This window comes from Chitinophaga filiformis (genome assembly GCF_023100805.1).
GTDB lineage: Bacteria > Bacteroidota > Bacteroidia > Chitinophagales > Chitinophagaceae > Chitinophaga > Chitinophaga filiformis_B.
In genome coordinates this window covers 101,798-121,790 of the sequence record NZ_CP095855.1, presented here as the reverse complement: position 1 = coordinate 121,790, position 19,993 = coordinate 101,798, and the positions used below count along the sequence as shown (strand labels likewise).

Below are 19,993 nucleotides of genomic sequence, written 5' to 3'. Positions count from 1 at the left end.
CACTTAACGGTTCCTTCCTTTTTCGTTAGGATATAGTTGCTGCACAGGATCACTCTGCCAGAATTTTTTTGTATCAATATCCATGGCCGTCAGCTTGCCATAAAAAGCTGCACCGGTATCTACATTCCACACATTACAACCATTCATGGGTACATCTACATCGTAGTTGATGGTAGGCGTATGACCAATAAAGATCTCGTTGAAGACCAACAATCTTTTAGGGAACAACTTGGAATCTCGTTTGATACGTTTATCCATCGTGATGGCCATTTCCCAGAGTGTTCTGTCCCAGTGGTAGCTGGTGTCATATCGCTCCATGGCAGGACCATGCATGGAAGTGAAGCCCGCATGTATGAACAACCTGCTTTCCGAATCAATGACATAGTCTTTCATCCGGTTGAAGAAAATGATATGACTATTTTTCTGCGACTGGCTATAACCATCATAGCTGGCCACCGTTTCTTTTCCGCCATTGAATTGCCAGGTCTGGTCAGGGAATCCACCCATTAACCATGACTCGCACCAGGCGTCATGATTACCTTTGATAAAAGTGCAGGCGTATTGTTTTTCCAGTTGCATGAGATAATCAATGACCTGTGCGGATTGTGACCAGCCATCCACATAATCTCCCAGGAAGATGAGCTGATCATCTGCTTTCAGCCCGATCCTGCCAAGTACCTGTTCCAGGGCTCTCAATGCGCCATGTATATCCCCAATTACAAACGTCCGCGCCATTTACCTGTAAATTTTGGCCTGCAAGTTAACAATCAACTGGTCAATTGCATCTCTTTTGGCCAAAACATTTAGCCAGTGGGCCGGAATTGTTTCCCAACCGTAGAGCAGGCCTGCCAGTCCGCCCGTCACAGCTCCTGTCGTGTCCGTATCATCTCCGAGGTTCACAGCCTGTAATACAGCTTCGCTGTAAGAATTGGTATTGAGCAGGCACCAGATGGCTGCTTCCAGCGTACGGAGCACATAGCCCGTACCATGAATTTTTGCTATGGGGAATTGTGGCAATTGACCCGAAAGTATATCGCTGAAATGATGTGTTTCCCCGTTCTGCAGAAAGTCTGTCACTGTGCTGCAAACTGTTTCATAGGCAGTTTCTTTTGACTGCCCCTTCAGGATAGCCAGGGCCAGTTCCAGGTAAATAAAGCAGGCATTGACAGAACGCAGGTGTGCATGTGTAAGCGACGATACTTCCTGTACATGTTTAAAGCGTTCGGCTATGGGCATGTCTTTTATATAGAAGAGCAATGGCAGGATGCGCATGAGAGAGCCATTGCCATTACTGCCTTCTGTGGTGCCACCGCCGAGTGTAGGAGGAGTGCCGTTTTGTAATCTTGTAATGGCTTCTGCTGTGGCAATGCCAATATCGAACACGTCTCCATGAGGCGTCCAGTAGCTGTAATGCTTCCAGTTAATAAAGCGGTTGGCAAGGTTTTGCAGGTCATATCCATTGCACAACATCTCGGCCAGACAAAATGTAAGCGAACTATCATCAGACCAGGTGCCTGGTGGCTGATGATGTGTTCCATAACCCCGCATATCTGTAACGGGATCCCGCTCTAGGATGCTCCTGGAGCGGAATTCCACCGGTACGCCCAGGGCATCGCCGGTAGCCACTCCCAGTAATGCGTCTTTGATAAAATTCCTGTTCATCATTTTTAGAAATTGATATACTTCGCTGGCACATGATCAGTGAGCCATACGCCGTTGTCTGACAGGTAGAAGAGAAATCCATCCCTGTGCATTTCTCCGCTGCTGATATTGAGTATCACCGGTGCGCCGCGGCGGCTACCTACTTTAACGGCCGTTTCCCTGTCGCGGCTCAGGTGCAGGTGCTGACGGCTCATCCTTTGCAGTCCTTCTTTACGGATGCTGTCCAGGAACTTTGATACGGTGCCATGATACAGGTATGCCGGCGGTTCCTGCGGATCCAGGCCCAGGGAGATATTCACGGAATGTCCCTGGCTGGCGCGTATCTTATTGCCGTCATGGCTGAAGGAATAACGTTGTTTATCGTCAGTCTCCACTACTTCTTCCAGGTCATCGAAAGAAATGCGATGCCCATTGGCATTCATTTTAGCGATCAGTTCATCTACATCTGTCCAGCCATTCTCATCGAGTGTGATGCCGATCACCTCTGGCTGATGTCGTAGGATGAGGCTCAGGAATTTACTGATGCCTTTCCTTTGTTTCTCGTTCATTGTATTGATTGTTTTAGTTGGTCCCTGACTTCCATCAGTGCATATCCCAGGAGGTTCTGTCCCCTCCAGAGGGTCGGGTTCTCTGCGTGTTCATGACCAGCGCCCATACCTATTCCCCAGATCCTGTCCAGGGGACTGGCTTCTACGATGATGCTGTTGCCGGTATTGATCAAAAATTCTTTCATCTTCGGATATTGAGAGAATTTCAGCAGGTTGCCCTGCACTACGATGTTGAATTTTTTTGCATCCCAGGTGGCGGCATCAAAATGTTGCACAAGCCTGCCGAGCTTTTTAGCAGCTGCAGGTGAGGGCGCGTTTAGTATTTTTTCTTCGGCGGCAGCATCGTTGAATAGTCTTGCTTTTTCAGCCATCATCCAATGTTCTGCTGTGGGATAAACATGTTGGTCATCTTTAAAAGCGGCAGGCCACCATTGGCTGAAGCAACTTTTAGTGACATTGCCAGGTTCTCCTTTATGTCCCCAGAAGAAGGTGTAGGTTAACTTTTCCTTGGCCTGATATCGTTTGATCAGCCATTCATTATTGTATTGCATCGTTAGATATTTATCTGGAAGCTATTCTGCTTTAATTTTTTATTGAACTTGTACAGATCGGGATGCCTGTTCTGGGAACCTTCACGTTTCTTGCCTGTGTTAATGATATACTCCGAATCAAGGATCTTCCTTCTGAAATTGCGGCGATCAATGGTCGTATCGAGGATGCATTCATATAGTTCATGCAACTCCGGCATAGTGAACAGATCGTCCAGCAACTCAAAGCCCACAGGGAAATACGTGATCTTGGAGCGCAGGCGCTGGAGTGCCTGCTGGAAGATGCTGTCATGATCAAAGCCTAATGCAGGCAACTCATTGATGTTGAACCAGCTGACGTCATTGGCCATACTGCCGGCAGCAATGGCTACCCTGGCCGGATTGACCAGTGCATAGTACGCCACTGATATGGTGCGGCCGCGGGGATCGCGGTCTGGCTCATCAAAAGAGTACAACTGTTCGAGGTAGACGTCATCCATTCCCAGTTTGGTTTTCAGTACCCTTGAACAGGTATCCTTGAAACGCTCTTCCATTTGCAGGAAGGCGCCGGGAAGTACCCAGCGGTCTTTGAAGGGGGCTTCCTTTCTGTTCAGGAGTAAAACGGAGAGGTTTTGCTTACTGTAGCCAAACACCACCAGGTCCACTGCAAGGGAGGGGTTCTGATAACTATGAAAGGGTTTCATTTACTCTTTGTGTTAATCTGACGCAAAGATAGTAAATATTCTATTATCAATTTCACAACTGCTGTTGCGTAGCAGCAGACTATTATATCTTCGTGACTGTAAATAAGGAAAGACGGCCTTTTATCATCCATGAAAATTTCGGTACCCTATTAAATGTTAACCCCGTCACGACACAAAATGTAAACCCATGAAAAGGAAAAAAGTAAAGTTCTCATTGTTAACACTGGCAAACTTCGATAAGCATACAAACATCATCGCAAGGAAACCGAACTAAAATATTGACAGCAGGTATGCTGTTAAGATCATCATCCTGTTGTTGCCCCCTTTTCACCTACAAAATCAAACCACAAAAATGAAAAATGTAAGATTCGCGTTAATGGCAGTGGCCGTTACCCTTGCCGCTGGCACAGCGGTAGCCACCAGTATGCAGAACAAGGCAGAACGTGCTGAGATCAAGTACTACAAAACCAGCACCGGCGAGTTTGCAGTGGCAGGTATCAAGGATTATGACTACGTATGTGCATGGGACCATTTTGGTACCTGTACCTATACGTTTGACAGTGCTACCGGCACCTACAAGCCAAGTGAGGCCGGTAAGATCCTGTTCCTGCGCTAAGAGCAGTAGCATGTAAAAAATTATGAGCAGATGGGCCGCCGATGGTGGCTCATCTGTTGAGCTTTCCATTGTTTGCGTATTTCTACGTAGTAAAACAGGAGTTTTTGCACTTGACGGGTGTGGTTAATTGACGGAGTTTTGTGTCATCGATTTAATTATTAACCACAAACCCCAAAGAAAATGCGTAGACATCTATTGTTTACAGGCCTGGCTGCAATAGCCGCCCTGTCACTGTTCTCCTGCAAGAAAGACCAGCAGGCTACCCCTCAAACATCTATTGGTTCCACGACTGAAACCGGCGCCCGACTGGATGGCACGGACGAACTGGATGCGATCCTGAAAGACCTTTCACCAGACACCTATCTGTTGGCTTTTGATGGATTACCGGTCAACGATTACATTACCAAAGCCCGTTATGGCAGCCTGTCTGAAGAAACACAGTTCTTTGGTCCCGGTGGCCGTCCGCCATTCCCGGAACTGGCTAAGATCGGTTATGAAAAGATCCCCTTCCGGAAGATCTGGATCAAGACCTGTCCTACCATGATACCCTACCTGGACATCGCCTCCCGCGCAGCAGCATTGGCACAGAAAGTGGACCCTAAACAGTTCTTTGACCTGGGCGTATTTGAAGTAGGTAGAGGACAGCAACTGCTGGCTACCAAATCCTTCCTGGAAGCAGGTGCACGTTTAGTGCCCGACGTAGTGGACCAGAAAGTGATCGGACAGGCCACCCTGGCTAAATTCCGTCTGTCAATCCCCGCCGGCACCCTGCCTTACTTTACCCGTGGTTTCTATGGCACCGCCGATATTACCCAGGTGCCCACTACCGGCGCCCGTCTGACCATCTACAATGGCCTGAAATGGGAAGATATCCTCAGGAGAAGGTTCCCCAACATGATCGGTTGCTTCGACCCTGAGATCCTGAAAGATATCCGCGCCAATTTCGCCCGCCTGGATACCCGCTTCCAGAAACTGAACGTGGAAGAAGTAGCCGGTGGCGCCGTACTCGGTTTCTAACATGGTTATGCATCAGTCATAGCGAAGGGCATCGGAATAATATTATTGCCGGTGCTCTTCCTGTCTATTGGCCCCTGAAACATTGAAACGCTATAAAACTATTGTTCCACAATGCTACGCATATCGCTCCGTCAGGAGCGCCGTGTTTGTAGCCCCCCGTTTTCAACGGGGGGGATGAAATCGGAACCGGTGAATGAAAACGTAACCCATGGATGGAAATCGGAACCAATGAACGAACCCGTAACCCGTGGATGGGAATCACGAACGGTGATGAACCCATAACCAACGGATGAACACCTGGAACCGTGGACGGAATCGGAACCGGTGAACGGGATCAAACGTTTTCCGGCAATGCATATCGCTCCGTCAGGAGCGCCGTGTTTGTAGCCCCCGTTTTCAACGGGGGATGATAATCGGAACCGCTGAACGAAATCGTAACCAAACCACATCAATCATGATCACGACCAAACATCTCTGCTGGATAGGCCTCGCCATCTTCCATTTAACGATAGCAGCCTTACACGCCGCTCACCTGGAAGAATGGACCACGCATAAATCCTGGCTGCTGAAACAGGTCACGGCCTATGGCGATTATACCGGCAGTGGAAATATCTTCAGCTTTTTTGCACCACGTATCGGCAATGAAATAGCGGTGGTGTACACCCTGGCAGATGGTAGGCATCAGCGTGTAACCCGGCTGGAAAGCAGCAATACCGAATGCAACCGCCGTATACAAACCATCTATAACTTCTTCAGTATAGACGAAGCGCAGTCATTGCTGGCCAAGAGCTGTGCTGCCTATATGTTACGTCAGAATCCTTCCAGCCAGATGGTGCGTGTCACCGTTATCGGCAAGAGGGTGCCGGATATGGCTGCATTCCGTGCCGGCGCTACGCCGAAGTGGGAACCCTTCCTGGTGAAAGATTTTAGAAAAACCCCCTCAAAGATTTAAAACCTTGCTACTATGCTTACCTATCTTAAACGCTTCTTCCTGGCTCCTTCCACGGGCGAGCCACTGGCATTTTTCAGAATAGCGATTGCCCTGCTGGGACTCGTCCAGGGCGGCTGGCTGGCAGGGAGCATTACCCTGTTGTACGGTGCGGACGGGCTCGTACCCTGGTCGCTCAGCAGTGGTATTGTAGATCCCTATATGCCCCAGTTATCCTGGTTGCAGCCATTGGTGCGTGTAACGGGTGTTGCGGCAGATACCTGGGTATATGTGCTGATGGGCCTATACTTATGCAGCCTTGCCTTATTGCTGTTGGGGAAATACACCCGTTATGCGGCTTTTGTAGCATGGGCATTACACTTTACGTTTATCAATACCGGTTTCATGGCCGCATATGGCGTAGAAACGTTTATGCATATTGCCCTGTTCTATTGCATTATCATGCCGGTGGGCGCCGTGTATGCCTGGGATACCTTTTCTCCACATACCAGGCCCCTGGCAACGGAATGGAATACACTGTCGATAAGAGTATTGCAATTGCACCTGTGTGTTGTATATATCGCTTCAGGTCTTGAAAAGGCCATGGGCATACAATGGTGGAATGGGGAAGCCATCTGGCAAACCCTGATGCAGGGACAGTTTGCCCGTTTTGATATGCACTGGATAGCCAGTTATCCCTTGCTGGCAAAAGTGATCGGTTGGAGTACGCTGCTACTGGAAATAGGATATCCGTTCTTTATCTGGTGGCGCCGCAGCCGCCCCTATGCTTATCTGGGAGTGGTGCTGATGCACCTGGGTATTGCCCTGTTTATGGGATTACAATTATTCTCTTCCATCATGATCATTTTCAATACCGCGGCCTTTGGCTGGCCTTATCTGCAACAGGCCTACCGCTCAATGGTACAGCCCCTGCGGGAAAGAAAACGCCTGCAGAGGGCCGGGCAGCTGGCTACACAGGCATTCTGGAGCCATTTTGAATAGCTGCTCAACATCCATTGATATTGTTTAACTCCTCAGCCCTGCCACCAGGTTGATGGTCAGTGCTACCACGAAGGTATTTAGTCCAAAAGCCAGCAGGCCGTGTAACAGCGCTATACGCCGCAATTTACGGGCGCTGATCTCCACGTCCGATACCTGGAAGGTCATCCCGATCACAAAAGAGAAATAGGCAAAATCCAGGTAGTCAGGCTCCGGTTCTTCCGGGAATTCCAGGCCACCTGCCTGTTTTTCCACATGGTCTTCATCGTCGTCATAGTAGATATGGGCATAGTGGAAGGCAAACATGGTATGCACCATGGTCCAGGAAAACAGGATGCCGGCAATGGCCACAGGGATATACAGTAGTTTATCCGCTTCTTTTGATTCGTCAGATATCATGAGCAGCAATACCATCAGCATACTGGCAAAACAGGCCAGGAGTATTACGATGAATACAAAGATGCGGCTGCCATCCTCTTTCCGGGCATATTTCCGGATCTCATCCACAGTACGGTTAAAGAACACGGCCCAGCAGGTAATGTTATATGCAAGGGCGAATACATCCCAGAGCAATACGATACGGATCAGCGGGGTCAGGGACAAGGTCTGTGTAAGCAGGAATACCCCGCCGGCAATACCTGCACTGATCAATACGCGGTGTATGGGGTGTAATCTGACAAAGAATCTGCCTCTCATGCAATTGAATTATCTTTAAAGATAGCCATTACAATTTGTACGCCAATACCCGGGGCTACTGACGCTTAATCAGTAGGTCTGATCTCCCCCCCATGCCCTCCTTTCGCCAATGTCAGTTGCTAGCCTTATCTTTGCCGCATGAAGTTTGAGCAGTACCATATTTCCGAAGAGATTAAGAGAAGTTTAGCCGAGTTGGGTTTTAAACGTCCTACGGATATTCAATTTAAGGCGATTCCTTCCATCCTGAAGGGAGATGATGTATTGGCCATTGCACAGACAGGAACGGGTAAAACAGCCGCTTTTGCTATTCCTGTGCTGCATATGCTGCAAAGGTACCATCCCCGGAAAGCGAAGGGGGAAGTGAGATGCGTGGTAATGGTACCCACCCGCGAACTGGCTGTGCAGATCTCGGGCGTGTTTGAAACGATAGGTAAGTACACAAAACTGAACATATTAGGACTACATGGGGGCGTGGACGAGGCGCCACAGCTGAAGAAGCTGGCCCAGGGCGTGGATGTGCTGATTGCTACACCAGGCCGCATGTTCGACCTGATCAGCCGGGGCTTTATTGACCTCGGCCAGACGGACATCCTGATCCTGGATGAGGCAGACCATATGCTGGACCTCGGTTTCATCCGGGACATCCGGGATGTACTGAAACACCTTCCCCGTAAGCACCAGACCCTCTTCTTTTCTGCCACTATCGATGAAGAGATCAAAGACCTGGCCTATTCTGTAGTCAGAAACCCTATCAGGATCCAGATCTCCCCGCAGGACCCTGTATCTAAGAACGTACAGCATGCCGTAGCCTTTGTGGAAATGGACGATAAACGTTTCTTCCTGGAAAGACTGGTAAAAGAGTTCCCCGACAGTAAGATCCTGGTATTTGTGCGCACGAAAGTGCGGGCGGAAAGGGTGGTGGCTGCCATGGAGCGTGTGGGGGTAAAGTCCCTGGCCATGCATGGCGGCAAGGAGCAGGACGACCGCCTGCAGGTGATGGAAGAGTTCAAAAAGGGAGATGTCAAACTGTTGATCACCACAGATGTGAATGCCCGGGGTATTGATATCCCGGATGTGGATTACGTAGTGAATTACGACCTGCCGGAGGTGCCGGAAAACTATGTACACCGTGTAGGACGTACAGGCAGGGGCGTGAAGAAAGGACAGGCCGTCTCTTTTTGCAGTGAAGAAGAAAAGCCGGTGCTGGAAGCTATCCAGACTTACATTGGTAAGGACATCACCGTCATGAAAATAGATAAGAATGATTACCGGCAAACGATCAGTTTCTCTGAAGATATCCCGAACGATAACTGGCAGTTGCTGCTGGATGAACATAACAAACAGCAGGAAATGATGAAGAAAAAAAAGAAGAAGAAAAAGTAGGCCATGTACAGTGGCTTACATCCCTTTTTTCAGCTGCCAGGTTTTCCTGACGAGCGAAAGCGCCAGGTCCTCCATCTTTTTTAAAGTATCTGTGGACATACGATAGTAATGTGACTGGAACAGGCTTCCTTCGAATGCCTCTTTTTTCTGCACGGAGAAACAGAGGGCAAGCAGGCGGAATACATCCTGCATATTCCTGTTCTCTATGATGCCGGCTTCTTTTAAGACCCTGAAAAATGCTGCCAGCTCCGGCAGTGTCAGGTTCGTTTGCAGTTTAAAATTTTCAGGCAGGGTTTTGAACTGCTGCACACTTTTGGAGGAATGACGTTTCGTCCTGGTTTGCCGGTATTTACTTTCTACCTGCAGCCATTCCTTCAGTAGTGCAATGATAGATGGTGAATCATAGCTGTAGGCCAGGCCTTGTTTCACCGGTATCTGGCAAAGCGTTTTATGGATGAAGGAGAGGAGGTCCAGCTGGGTATGCGTGTCTGGCAGTTCTGCCAGTTGCTGACTGATATAGGAAGTGCAATAGTGATAATAATCGGTACTGTTGAAGTTGAGGGAAAAGAGCAATTGTTGTAATAGGCCATGTTCCATTGTATTGTCTTCCTGCGACCAGTATTTGAGCAGGGCCTGTTGCAGCTCGCGGAGAAAGTCCAGCTGGTAGTGGTTCATTTTGTTAGGCACTTCCGGCAGGAATGCATCGTAGAGACTGAGGATCATCATTTGCAGTTCCCTGCAGCTTTCGTCTGTTTCGCTGAACCAGCTGCGGATCACAGAAAGACCGGGAGCGATGCGTTGCCGCATCAGTTCCCGGTACACGTTTGGCGTGACCGCCATTTTGTTGTAATACTTGGCATAGGTAAACATGAGGTACAGGATGAGATCTTCCAGCTGGTGGCAGATGTCATTACAGAGGTAGCGCCATTCGTCATATTCCACAGGGGCAGATGTTTCCACTTCCAGCCAGCTGAAAGGCACGTCGTTGCAAAGCGCCGTGATCTTTTCCTGGCAGGTGCTCACATATTTCTGAATGGTTTGTTCGCTGACACCAGCGGCCAGGCATTCTTCAAATGCCAGGGTAATATCTTCTATTGCGGCAAGGGATTGTTTATGCATGGAACTGGCAATTTCATAGGCGTCAGGATCATTAGGGCGTGGCGGGTGTTGCATGCTGTCCAGCAGTTGCTGCAGTGGTAACAATGGCGTTCGCATGTAAAATGAATTAGGGATTTATAAAATCTGGAACCAGGAATTACGTCTACGGATAGTATTATGCCAGATACTTAATTCCTGATCCGCCATATCTTGCTGTTGCAGGAAAATGGCCCGGGTGTGGTGTTTACCGCTACCAGGCCAATAGTCCTACAGCCGGGTCAACGATCAGCGTAATCGCGACGCTGAAGGAAACAGTGGCATGAAGCGCCGGATGAACTCTGTGGTTACAAAAGGGAAATTTCATTCTGTTAACCTCGCATTAACTTATTTCCATGTTGAAAGGTGTATCATTACATCCTGATTGAATTTTTTAGTCTGTATACATGTAGCCGGGCAATCGTGCCCGGCTAATTTCTTATACAGCCATCAGGCATGCTGTCCCGTTTTTTCTTCATGATACTCCTGTTCCGTATTGATGGACCAGATGTTATCTTTCCCTGTTTCACCAGCAATGATATTGTCTACTGCCACCATTGCTGTGAGCATGGAGTGGTCAGCGTTGTTATACTTGTGCATACCGTTCCTGCCTACGAGGAAGAGGTTGGGGAAGGTATTTACATATTGTTTCACTTCATCAAAGTGTTCGTAGGCGCCGAAATAGGCCGGGTAGGTTTTCTCTACGCGCAGCACAGTAGAATCCAGCACGTCATTCGCATTGGCCAATCCTATTTTCTGCAGCTCGCGGATGGCGAGTGCCGCAATCTTTTCATCGGGCAGTTTCCAGAAATCGTCTGTTTCATTACAGAAGAATTCCATGCCTACCCAGGCGGTGTTAGGATCTTTCACCAGGTAGGGGCTCCAGTTGTTGAACAGCTGCAGGCGGCCTACTTTTACATCTTTTTCCTGGATGTAGATCCAGGTATCTTTCAGCTGTAAGGGCTTCCATTTACCGGTGCGTTTGTCCTGTTCTGAGAGGTTCTGAAGCAATATGCCCACGGTGATGAAATCGCGGTATTGCAGCCCGGCTGCTACTTCCCGTACATTCTGTGGTATGTCGGCATCCATGCTGGCAATGAGCTCTTTTATCGGCATGGTGCTGAAGAAAAAGTCCCCTTTTAATTCAATGGTCTGGAGGTCTTGTTTGTTAAAGGCTTCTACGGCCACTACCTTACCGTCCTGTGTATTGACAGATATTACGTCGTGGTGCATCAGGATGGTGCCGCCCATTTCCTGTACCTGGCGGGCCACTTCTTCCCATAGCTGGCCGGGGCCGAGTTTAGGGTAGAGGAACTGCTCGATCAGGCTGGTTTCGGTATCTTTCTGGGCAATGTCGCCTGTTTTCTTTTTCTTCTTCTTTACGGCCGATTGAATGGCGTGTTGAATGGCCTTGCGGATGCTCACGCCTTTGATACGCTGTGCGCCCCATTCAGCCGGAATTTCGTGGCAGGGTACGCCCCAAACCTTTTCTGTATAGTCCCTGAAGAATAGTTTGTACAGTGTTTTACCGAAGCGGTTGATCATAAAGTCTTCCAGGCTGTTCTCCGGCTTGCGGGGAGAGAGCTGGGCCTGAAGGTAGGAAACGAGGATAGAGATGGTGGTGCCTATTCCCAGTTTCCTGAGTGTATCGATAGAAAGCTGTATCGGGTAAGTAAAGAACTTGCGCAGGAAGTAGATGCGGGAGAGGCGTTCCCTCACCAGCATTACCTTGTCGGCGTGGCCGGGCGTGACGCTGTCACCGGGCCTTACCTGCCTGGATTTGTTCTGGTAGCTGATGGTGAACTGGTCATTGCCTGTTTCCTGTGCTGGCAGGATGTTCAGCCACCAGTTCATGACGCGGTCTGACTTCGAAAAGAAGCGGTGACCGCCAATGTCCATGCGGTTACCTTTATAGTTAATGGTCTTTGAGATACCACCAATGTCTCCTGACTTTTCCAGGATAACCGGGATGATGTCGGATCTCTTCAACAATTCGTATGCGGCCGTTAATCCGGCGGGACCGGCTCCTATAATAATGGCTTTGCGTTTTACGGGAACCTGGCTATCTGTTTGTGGTATTAAAATGGGCTGATCCATGGGCTAACTTTTGGAGAAACTCTAAAATGGTAGTATACAGTTTTCGTTCTTTCCAAAGGTAGGCGTGCGGGGCAGAAGTGAACTTAGGAGATGAGGAGAAAAACTTTGGAGGGACGGGTGTAAGGGGGCACAAAAAAAGCTCCTGTAGGAGCTTCGTGGTAAACAATGCAAAATGAAATTTACATGCTTCTGCGCAAGGCAGCCAGGTTGCAGCTGTAATACTTTTCCAGGTCGCTTACCATCTCTTCTGTGTGTGCATAACCGGCTACGAGTGCCACATCGCGCAAGGTGCAAGCCTTTTGCATGAGCGTGTGGTAGATCATCATCATTTTCTGCATCTGCAGGAAGGGAACGAGCCCCATACTGAAATGCGCCCGGAAGCCCTGGGCCAGTTTCGCGCCTGGTATATCGAACATTTTGGCCAGGTCCTGCACGTCGTGCCGGATGTGCGGATGCTCAGTCAGGTACATGAAGATCTGGTTAAAAAGGGCCGTTTGCGCCTCAGTGGGAGTGGCGATCTCGTCAGAGATGGCATCCTGCTGGGCGAAATTGAGGAAAAGGTCCAGGCAGCAGCGCTGCAAAAAGCAGGCGGCAGGCATCTCCAAGTAGCGGCATGACAGGATGTTCTGGATCAGCATATTACAAACAGCATTAATACGGTAAGGCTTTTCGTTAATAACGCTGGATGTCCTTTGCACCCTTTTGTTGGCGAGATAATAAAGACCCGGATAGTGTTGTACGAGCAACATCAGGTCTGATGGCAGTATATTGATATGGAATGAAAGCACTTTCTGTCCTCCCTGCATGGGTACGCGCAGCATGTGGGAGTAGAGGTTGAACAGGTTGCACTGTCTTTCCTCCAGGGTAAATATATCTGTTTTGGACGATACGGCGCGCAGGGTATCTTCATACATAAAATGCAGGGCCCAGAGATGAAAAGGGGCATAGGGCCGCAATACAATATCCTTATGGGCAAATACATCGTGCAGCCATAAAGAGAAAGGTCCTAACTGGACATGCTGCGACAGCATACTATAATCATCATCCTGTTCATAATACAAGCCAGCATGGGGTATGATAAGGGGCAGATACTCAGTTGGTATGTTGGCAGCAGGAAAATACGCCCGGTCCAGGCGGTCAATTAACAGTAGTTTGTTCTCTTCGAATAATGTAGGGTACATAATCGCGTTTTAACGGTCTATTTTGATGTACACATGAACTTATATATATAAGCCAGGCAGCAACCCGCTATTGGCTTGCGTGGGGGCTGGCAATGGGAACAATGCTTTATCGTTAAGCCGGTTTCGTTGGTGTATTCCGAAGGGAATCGTTGAACGACAATCGCTATATAGCAGCTAAGCTAGTAAATTGGAAAGGGAACTTAGTTAATGAGATGTTAACGAGGGGAAGAAATTCCTGAAAGTGAGGCTGGATAAGAACAAATAGACTTCCTGCAGGGCCTTCAGCACCTGTTCCTGCTGCTGCCCGGGAACGGTGAATACCTGTAATATTGTCTTGTTGCCGATTATCAGGGGTTCCTGTGCTGTATAGTGATCCAGCAGCCGGTCTTCATAATGATTCCAGGCCTGTACCGTAGGGGCGAGTATATGAATGCTGAAGGTGGCTAATGGATCTGCTGCATTCGAAGTAAAACCTGCTTGGATATAGATGCGTGGTTCGAAATCGTTATAGCTTATTTCCAGGCCTTCCATGTCAGACCAGGCATCATCTTCCGTCAGTTGACAGATGCTTTTCCTGAGCTCGCGAATGCGTTTTGCCTGCGCATTCATCACATGCTTGTTATATGCTTCGTACAATTGGATGAGGGAGTCAATGCTTTCTGCATTGTCGTGGAAGTAGCAGGCGAGGTCCTCCATTGGGGTTTGCTCAAAAGTGTGTAGCAATTCGGTATAGTGATCTGTCATAAGAGGGATGGTAAAGTTGGTTCACTGCTAAACTAATAAATGAAAAATAAAAAGAAGTTAATTTGAAGTTAATGTGCCAGGGGCGCATCTGGCGGGAGATGCGCCCCTGGCGAAGATTTATTTAGTTCCAGGTTTTTTCACCTTTTTTCATTTTTTCGAGGGTGTCTTTGAAGACTGTTTCTTTAGGATCGGAGTCTACAGCTTTTTGTTCCCACTTTATTGCTTCCTGCTGATTGCCTAGTTTATGTAGCAAATTTGCATAGGTGTCCATCATCATCGGCACTTGTTCTTCTTCCAGGCTGTACTTGCTCCATAGGAGTGCAGATTTCAGTAGTGAGGTGTCCGTTACATTTTCGAAAACTGCCCAGGCAAAATCATTTAGCATACCGCTGGGTACACTTTTTCTGTACTTATTAATTAATGTAGATGCAGCAGGAACGAAATTGTTCCAATCTCTATGGTTTATATAATGCGTAGCTTTAGCATGCAACAATATTTCCTCACCAGGAGTTCCATATTTAGGTACTATCTTTTTTTCTAGTTCATTCCAGTCTGGGTTTGCTTCAGGCCCGGAAACATATGCTTTTATTTCATCATTGAATACTGTGGACTTTATTTTATTTCTTACATTATCGTCGCCAATTAACTCACCCGCTTTTTGTTGATTCTTGAATAAGATATTAAAGCCCGGATCTTTTGTAGATTTGGTGAAACGATTGATGAAGGTCATGTTCCTGAACGTGAACGGATCAGTCATGCTGTTGATATATGCCGCGCTCAATTCCGGCACAGTTTTGTCGTCTTTTAAACGTACAGCCATCAATGTCAAATCCCTCAAAAATTCCGAATCTTTCTTACCATTGCGGAATTGATCCAGCAAAGACGCATACTGCAAGTCTGGATTAGCAGTGTCAGCTACTCTGGCCTTAAATACACCAGGAGCCGCAGCATAACTTTCAGCCTGTGCCAATATCTGGCCATGAATTTTCCTGAGATCTTCATCAGCTATTTTAATGACTTCACGGTCATAAGTCATCATACCATTTTCCTCTGTTTCCACGTCAAATGGTTCCGTGTAGATAGAACCGGATAAGCCTTTTTCTTCCAAAGATTTCAGGCTTTTTATCATGGAATCATATTTCGCTTTAAAAGCACTGGCAGGCACCTGGATGTATCCCCAGCCTTCCATGTCATTCCACTGATGTTTTAAGGTAGGAACTCTTACACCACCCCATTCACCAAGTACACGCGCTTTGCCAGGTAATGCCGGTGGAATGCCTGGACCAGGATAATCGTGGATGTCAGTCAGATCACTACTTGCCCATTTTTTAGCGTCCTCAGGTGCACCACGGTCATAGTTCTCCCCGGTATGACCATTTACAATACGTGATGGATCTGTTTGTTTCATCCATTCTGTCAGGCGTTGCTGATCATATCGTGCCCAACCTTCATTAAACAGTACCCAGATAACGATACTTGGATAGTTGTATAACTGGGCGATATTTTCCTTATTTTCTTTTTCGAATTCAGATCTGGCATCTGGTTTATCATTCGCACAGGTCACCATATCCTGCCATACCAGCATACCTGCTTTATCTGCATGATAATACCAGCGTGCGGGTTCTAATTTGATATGCTTACGGATGGTATTATACCCCATGTTCCTGATGGCCATGATATCAAATTGCAAGGCCTCATCTGTTGGAGCGGTGTACAATCCTTCCGGCCAGAAACCCTGGTCCAATACGCCCAAATGGTAGGTGTATTTGTTATTGAGGAAAAGGCGCTCTACACCCTTTTCATCTTTCTTCACTTCTATTTTACGCATGCCGAAATAACTACCGATCGTATCCACCACTTTGCCTTTGTACAACAGTTTTACATTTAGGTTGTAGAGGTAGGGCTGGTCAGGACTCCAAAGCTTAGCATTCGGCACCGGTAATAAGAGCTGCGTATTAGGCTTACCTTTTACTTTTTTACCATTGGATGCAACAGCCTCTATGGAATAGTCACCTTCCTTGCCGGCGGTGATCACTTCCAGTTGCAAATTACCTTTATCAATATCCGGTGTAATGCGGATGTTGTTAATGTAAGCAGCCGGTACGGTTTCCATCCATACCGTCTGCCAGATACCGCTGCTGGCGGTATACATTATATTCTGCGGGGTCAATACCTGCTTGCCATGAGGATTGATACCCTGATCAGTAGGGTCGAATACGGATACTTCCAGTTCGTTATCACCGTCTTTTAACGCATCAGTAATATCGAAGGAGAAGTTTTGGTAACCGCCAGTATGGCCGCCAATTTCTTTGCCATTGATGTATACTGTGGCTAGCCAATCTACTGCGCCAAAGTGTAACAGCACCCGTTTGTCGTCGCTGATATCCGGCTTTGTAATACTGCGTTTATACCATAGCCGCTGAGTAGGTAGCAGTGGTTTTTTCACACCGGACAGCGCCGATTCGAGGGGGAAGGGCACCAGGATCTGCCCGTTGAACTGTGTAGGCCTGGCGGCATCTTTGGGGGTAATGGCATACTGCCATAAACCATTGAGGTTTTGCCATTTGTTCCGGACCATTTGTGGCCGAGGATACTCCGGCAATACGTTTTGGGGATTTACTTGTTTCGCCCATCTTGTTTGAATACTGACAGGTTGCATCTGCCAGGAGGATGTGGAGTTAATCGGTGTCTGCGCGTAGATGTATCCATGCGATGCACAAAACAATGCGATGGCAGCCGCTGCCGCATTCAATCTCTTCATGGTTAGTTTTTAAGCTGTATGTAATTGGTTGGTCGTATCTCCACGAAAGTCTTGACAAATGCAGACCGTGGGAAACTCTAGTTGCAGTCAGAGATGAATGGTAACAGGGTTACCGGGTATTCGCCTTATTTTTTTACTTTGAACTCATAATACACTTCCAGTTGTTTCACCATTTCATTGGCGTCTTTAAAACCAGTAGCTTCTGCAATAACTGGCAGTGAGCAGTTTCTTTTATGCAATACGTGATAAGTCATCATCATTCTCTGCATGTGGCTGAAGTCCTCAATAGAGATGGCATAGTGCTGCCGGAAGCCCTGGGATAGTTCTGCCGCGGGCAATCCATATAACCAGGATAGTTCAGCCAATGAAAAGGTCTTGTGTGCCTGCTCTACCAGCAGCTGAAAGATCTGCCGGTAGGTTTCCCGGTGTTCAAGGCTGCTGAACAGGAAGGGCTCACCCGCCTGCGCCTCTCTTTGTGCATAATTCAGCAGGAGGTCCAGGATGCAGCGATGGAGGAACACATGCGCTTTCCGGCCGGTATAACGGCAGGTTAGAATGCGCTGAATGAGCAGGTCTGCAACTGCGCTGATAGGATGTGGTGCATCATTGATCGCACAGCTCGCTGAAGGAGTGAAACGGTCCAGCAACTCGCTGAGGGCGGGATACTTGTATACGAGGTTAGTGAAGAACTCCGGGCGAATGTTGATATGTACGGACAGTACTTTCCTGTTGGCCTCCATAGGAACAGGATGTAGCCCCGGGAGCAGGTTGAACAGGTTACATTCCCGTTCTTCGAGCAGATAAGGGGGATTCTCTTTGCTTTCTATTACCAGACTGTCTTCATACATAAAATGCAGGGTCCAGATATGGTAGGGTGTGTATGGCAACAATGTGATCCTGTCCTTCGCAAAAATGTCGTGCATCCATAAGGAAAAAGGGCCGGTGCTGATGTGTTGGGAGAGGATCTCACACTCCTCATCTTCCCGGAAATATAAACCTGCATAGGGAACCACCAGCTTCAGGTACTCCAGCGGCAGGCAGTTGGCGGGAATATAAGATTGTTTGTCCTTTTCGATCAGGATAAGCTTGTTAGCTTTGAATAATGTTGAGCGCATAGCCGATATTGTTTACGGGCGGTATAACAAATGCACAATACTGTTTCCGTTTTCAAACTGGTAATTGATGTTATTAAGTGTCTTTAATCGTTCGAGGAATTTTTCCAGTGGCGCCCCCTTTTCCAGCCTGGAGGAATATGTTTTCTCTGCCGTGGCTTTTGAGTCCAGGATCACCTTTACACGATAAGTGCGTTCAATCACATCGGCAATCTCACTCACCGTGGTATTTTCAAATACATAGTAGCCGCTCTTCCAGGACAGCACGGCATGGGCATCAAAACCGGCCGCTATGGGTCTTGTTCCCGGATGATACCGGACGGCTTTTCCGGGCTGCAGCAGCACATCGCCATCATTCGTACGCATTTTAACGGCGCCCGATTCCAGCGCCACCCTCACCTGGCTGCTATCATAAGTGTTTACATTGAAGGAGGTACCCAATACCTGCACTGTACTTTTGGGTAAACGTACCAGGAAGGGCTTTTCCCTGTTTTTAGCTACCTGGAAGTAGGCCTCTCCCTTTACCGTCACTTCCCGGCTCCTGCCAAACGCAAGGGGCATTTCTATGGTGGTGGCCGCATTTAGCTTCACCTCCGTACCATCCGGCAGGTGAAGGGTATAATCCTTTCCAGGCGGTACAATTACGCGGGCCAGTTGGGAGGGGTTAGCACCCGACCAGGACAATGTTCCGGCTGTCTCCCGGAAAGTGATCCCATCCACTATCTGCTGCTGCGTGCTGCCCAGATGGAGCAATTGCCCACCGGGCAGCTGCAGTGCAACAGTTTTGAGGGCGAAAGATGGGATAGGGGCCGGAAGAACGGGTTCGTGCTCCGGCAACATTATCTTGTACACCAGCACAAGCGCCAGCAGCGAAGCTGCCACGCCCAGGCTGCCTGTGAATATTTTACGTCGCCTGCGCCTTCTCAGTGTGGCAAATACTTGCTCCACCGGAAGGTCTTCGGGCAGATTGTCACGGACGGACCGGATATAGGCACCTGTCAGTTGCCGATGCAGCCGCTGCCAGATGGCATATGCCTCCGGTTCCTGTTCGAGGAGTCTTTTGAGGGTGATACTGTCTTCAGGTGAAATGGTGCCTGTTATTTCTTCCAGTACCAATTGTTCGATGTATTCTGGATCTACCGGCATGATAAACCTGGTGAAAATCTGGTTCACTATATAGTAGCAGCCAATGACAAAAAAGTACTGGGTGGAAAGCTTAAATTTTTCGAAGATGTTGGCGGAGTGTCTTCAGGGCTTGTTGCATGTGGTTCTTCGCCGTCTGTACCTTGATGTTCAGCGCAGCGGCAATTTCTTTCATTGATTTATCTTCCATATAAGACAGTACAAAGACCTTCTTACTGGTAGGGCTGACCATGGCCATGGCGGCATTGAGCTGCTTACCGAGTTCTTTTGTTTCCAATGGAGAAGCGCCGGTGATGGTATTGCTGAGGGATGCGTAGATCTGCTGGCGATTGTCCCGGCTGGCCTTTTCCCTGAGCCTCGCAATACAACGTTTTTTAACTGCTCCGACCAGGTAGGCCTTCAGATTAGTATTGATCTGCAGGGTGGCGCGGTTGGCCCATAGCCAGATCAGCACATCCTGGGCCACATCTTTAGCTTCGTCCACATTATTGAGTGTTGAATAAGCAGCTGAGAACAGCAGGTCGAGATAGCGTTGGTACAGCACAGCATAGGCAGCCTCACTGCCCTGCTGCATGAGTAGAAATAGTTCGTCTTCTGAATAATTGTTCAATGGATGCATAACAAAGACCCTATTTTCTTTGTGCATAAATGTATCGAATTTCAAATGGGCATGAGTTAATGGCATGTTAAAGGCTAAAAATTATCCGCATGAGTACTTTTTGTCATTAAATGCTACTTATA

The 19,993-nt window shown here is 48.2% G+C and carries 19 protein-coding genes; 5 read left to right on the top strand and 14 right to left on the bottom strand.

From position 1 onward, the window contains the following. Positions 1-3 precede the first annotated feature (3 nt). Genes MYF79_RS00495 through MYF79_RS00475 form a run of 5 tightly spaced genes read right to left on the bottom strand, consistent with a single transcriptional unit; the run spans position 4 to position 3,441 of the window. Entirely contained in the window at positions 4-735 is a 732-nt protein-coding gene (locus tag MYF79_RS00495; protein ID WP_247812033.1) for a metallophosphoesterase family protein, read from the bottom strand. Beyond that, entirely contained in the window at positions 736-1,665 is a 930-nt protein-coding gene (locus MYF79_RS00490) for an ADP-ribosylglycohydrolase family protein (protein WP_247812032.1), read from the bottom strand. It lies immediately after the preceding gene. A 2-nt stretch (positions 1,666-1,667) separates the two neighbouring features. Beyond that, positions 1,668-2,210, bottom strand: a complete 543-nt coding sequence (locus MYF79_RS00485; protein ID WP_247812031.1) for an RNA 2'-phosphotransferase — start codon at positions 2,208-2,210, stop codon at positions 1,668-1,670. Further along, complete coding sequence (locus MYF79_RS00480; protein ID WP_247812030.1) at positions 2,207-2,761, bottom strand: NADAR family protein; 555 nt, start codon at positions 2,759-2,761, stop codon at positions 2,207-2,209. Before MYF79_RS00480 ends, MYF79_RS00485 begins: the two co-directional genes overlap by 4 nt. Positions 2,762-2,763: 2 nt before the next feature. After that, the gene (locus tag MYF79_RS00475; protein ID WP_247812029.1) at positions 2,764-3,441 is read right to left on the bottom strand and encodes an NUDIX hydrolase; all 678 of its coding nucleotides are present in this window, start codon (positions 3,439-3,441) and stop codon (positions 2,764-2,766) included. Positions 3,442-3,793: 352 nt separating this feature from the next. Here MYF79_RS00475 and MYF79_RS00470 point away from each other — a divergent pair, with 352 nt between their 5' ends. The 4 genes from MYF79_RS00470 to MYF79_RS00455 all read left to right on the top strand — a co-directional run bounded on the left by MYF79_RS00470 (position 3,794) and on the right by MYF79_RS00455 (position 7,004). Continuing rightward, entirely contained in the window at positions 3,794-4,057 is a 264-nt protein-coding gene (locus MYF79_RS00470) for a hypothetical protein (RefSeq protein ID WP_247812028.1), read from the top strand. A gap of 180 nt (positions 4,058-4,237) precedes the next feature. Then, positions 4,238-5,074 carry a hypothetical protein gene (locus MYF79_RS00465; RefSeq protein ID WP_247812027.1) on the top strand — a complete coding sequence of 279 codons (837 nt, stop codon included), beginning with the start codon at positions 4,238-4,240 and terminating at the stop codon, positions 5,072-5,074. 454 nt (positions 5,075-5,528) lie between these two features. Then, the gene (locus MYF79_RS00460; protein ID WP_247812026.1) at positions 5,529-6,026 is read left to right on the top strand and encodes a hypothetical protein; all 498 of its coding nucleotides are present in this window, start codon (positions 5,529-5,531) and stop codon (positions 6,024-6,026) included. 12 nt (positions 6,027-6,038) lie between these two features. Then, positions 6,039-7,004, top strand: a complete 966-nt coding sequence (locus tag MYF79_RS00455; RefSeq protein WP_247812025.1) for an HTTM domain-containing protein — start codon at positions 6,039-6,041, stop codon at positions 7,002-7,004. A gap of 24 nt (positions 7,005-7,028) precedes the next feature. Here MYF79_RS00455 and MYF79_RS00450 read toward each other — a convergent pair whose 3' ends face one another. Continuing rightward, positions 7,029-7,697, bottom strand: coding sequence for a DUF1345 domain-containing protein (locus tag MYF79_RS00450; protein ID WP_247812024.1), 669 nt, complete (start codon positions 7,695-7,697; stop codon positions 7,029-7,031). A 138-nt stretch (positions 7,698-7,835) separates the two neighbouring features. On the opposite strand from MYF79_RS00450, the gene MYF79_RS00445 reads away from it, so the two are divergent. Then, a complete protein-coding gene (locus MYF79_RS00445) occupies positions 7,836-9,080 on the top strand; it encodes a DEAD/DEAH box helicase (protein WP_247812023.1) in 1,245 nt (414 codons plus the stop codon). 15 nt (positions 9,081-9,095) lie between these two features. Here MYF79_RS00445 and MYF79_RS00440 read toward each other — a convergent pair whose 3' ends face one another. The 8 genes from MYF79_RS00440 to MYF79_RS00405 all read right to left on the bottom strand — a co-directional run bounded on the left by MYF79_RS00440 (position 9,096) and on the right by MYF79_RS00405 (position 19,898). Beyond that, entirely contained in the window at positions 9,096-10,295 is a 1,200-nt protein-coding gene (locus MYF79_RS00440; protein WP_247812022.1) for a hypothetical protein, read from the bottom strand. 369 nt (positions 10,296-10,664) lie between these two features. Then, positions 10,665-12,311 carry an NAD(P)/FAD-dependent oxidoreductase gene (locus tag MYF79_RS00435; RefSeq protein WP_247812021.1) on the bottom strand — a complete coding sequence of 549 codons (1,647 nt, stop codon included), beginning with the start codon at positions 12,309-12,311 and terminating at the stop codon, positions 10,665-10,667. Positions 12,312-12,490: 179 nt separating this feature from the next. Beyond that, positions 12,491-13,492, bottom strand: a complete 1,002-nt coding sequence (locus tag MYF79_RS00430) for a hypothetical protein (protein WP_247812020.1) — start codon at positions 13,490-13,492, stop codon at positions 12,491-12,493. Between the two features lie 204 nt (positions 13,493-13,696). After that, positions 13,697-14,236, bottom strand: coding sequence for a hypothetical protein (locus MYF79_RS00425; RefSeq protein WP_247812019.1), 540 nt, complete (start codon positions 14,234-14,236; stop codon positions 13,697-13,699). Between the two features lie 121 nt (positions 14,237-14,357). Further along, positions 14,358-16,997 carry a glycoside hydrolase family 2 protein gene (locus MYF79_RS00420; protein WP_247812018.1) on the bottom strand — a complete coding sequence of 880 codons (2,640 nt, stop codon included), beginning with the start codon at positions 16,995-16,997 and terminating at the stop codon, positions 14,358-14,360. 125 nt (positions 16,998-17,122) lie between these two features. Beyond that, on the bottom strand, positions 17,123-18,112 hold the full coding sequence (locus MYF79_RS00415; protein ID WP_247812017.1) for a hypothetical protein: 990 nt from the start codon (positions 18,110-18,112) through the stop codon (positions 17,123-17,125). 12 nt (positions 18,113-18,124) lie between these two features. Next, complete coding sequence (locus tag MYF79_RS00410; RefSeq protein ID WP_247812016.1) at positions 18,125-19,255, bottom strand: FecR family protein; 1,131 nt, start codon at positions 19,253-19,255, stop codon at positions 18,125-18,127. 70 nt (positions 19,256-19,325) lie between these two features. Continuing rightward, the gene (locus tag MYF79_RS00405) at positions 19,326-19,898 is read right to left on the bottom strand and encodes an RNA polymerase sigma factor (protein WP_247812015.1); all 573 of its coding nucleotides are present in this window, start codon (positions 19,896-19,898) and stop codon (positions 19,326-19,328) included. Positions 19,899-19,993 lie beyond the last annotated feature (95 nt).

Excerpts from the sequence above, each read along its gene's own strand:
- MYF79_RS00495 (WP_247812033.1), bottom strand. The coding sequence starts at position 735 with ATGGCGCGGACGTTTGTAATTGGGGATATACATGGCGCATTGAGAGCC.
- MYF79_RS00490 (WP_247812032.1), bottom strand. The coding sequence starts at position 1,665 with ATGATGAACAGGAATTTTATCAAAGACGCATTACTGGGAGTGGCTACC.
- MYF79_RS00485 (WP_247812031.1), bottom strand. The coding sequence starts at position 2,210 with ATGAACGAGAAACAAAGGAAAGGCATCAGTAAATTCCTGAGCCTCATC.
- MYF79_RS00480 (WP_247812030.1), bottom strand. The coding sequence starts at position 2,761 with ATGCAATACAATAATGAATGGCTGATCAAACGATATCAGGCCAAGGAA.
- MYF79_RS00475 (WP_247812029.1), bottom strand. The coding sequence starts at position 3,441 with ATGAAACCCTTTCATAGTTATCAGAACCCCTCCCTTGCAGTGGACCTG.
- MYF79_RS00470 (WP_247812028.1), top strand. The coding sequence starts at position 3,794 with ATGAAAAATGTAAGATTCGCGTTAATGGCAGTGGCCGTTACCCTTGCC.
- MYF79_RS00465 (WP_247812027.1), top strand. The coding sequence starts at position 4,238 with ATGCGTAGACATCTATTGTTTACAGGCCTGGCTGCAATAGCCGCCCTG.
- MYF79_RS00460 (WP_247812026.1), top strand. The coding sequence starts at position 5,529 with ATGATCACGACCAAACATCTCTGCTGGATAGGCCTCGCCATCTTCCAT.
- MYF79_RS00455 (WP_247812025.1), top strand. The coding sequence starts at position 6,039 with ATGCTTACCTATCTTAAACGCTTCTTCCTGGCTCCTTCCACGGGCGAG.
- MYF79_RS00450 (WP_247812024.1), bottom strand. The coding sequence starts at position 7,697 with ATGAGAGGCAGATTCTTTGTCAGATTACACCCCATACACCGCGTATTG.
- MYF79_RS00445 (WP_247812023.1), top strand. The coding sequence starts at position 7,836 with ATGAAGTTTGAGCAGTACCATATTTCCGAAGAGATTAAGAGAAGTTTA.
- MYF79_RS00440 (WP_247812022.1), bottom strand. The coding sequence starts at position 10,295 with ATGCGAACGCCATTGTTACCACTGCAGCAACTGCTGGACAGCATGCAA.
- MYF79_RS00435 (WP_247812021.1), bottom strand. The coding sequence starts at position 12,311 with ATGGATCAGCCCATTTTAATACCACAAACAGATAGCCAGGTTCCCGTA.
- MYF79_RS00430 (WP_247812020.1), bottom strand. The coding sequence starts at position 13,492 with ATGTACCCTACATTATTCGAAGAGAACAAACTACTGTTAATTGACCGC.
- MYF79_RS00425 (WP_247812019.1), bottom strand. The coding sequence starts at position 14,236 with ATGACAGATCACTATACCGAATTGCTACACACTTTTGAGCAAACCCCA.
- MYF79_RS00420 (WP_247812018.1), bottom strand. The coding sequence starts at position 16,997 with ATGAAGAGATTGAATGCGGCAGCGGCTGCCATCGCATTGTTTTGTGCA.
- MYF79_RS00415 (WP_247812017.1), bottom strand. The coding sequence starts at position 18,112 with ATGCGCTCAACATTATTCAAAGCTAACAAGCTTATCCTGATCGAAAAG.
- MYF79_RS00410 (WP_247812016.1), bottom strand. The coding sequence starts at position 19,255 with ATGCCGGTAGATCCAGAATACATCGAACAATTGGTACTGGAAGAAATA.
- MYF79_RS00405 (WP_247812015.1), bottom strand. The coding sequence starts at position 19,898 with ATGCACAAAGAAAATAGGGTCTTTGTTATGCATCCATTGAACAATTAT.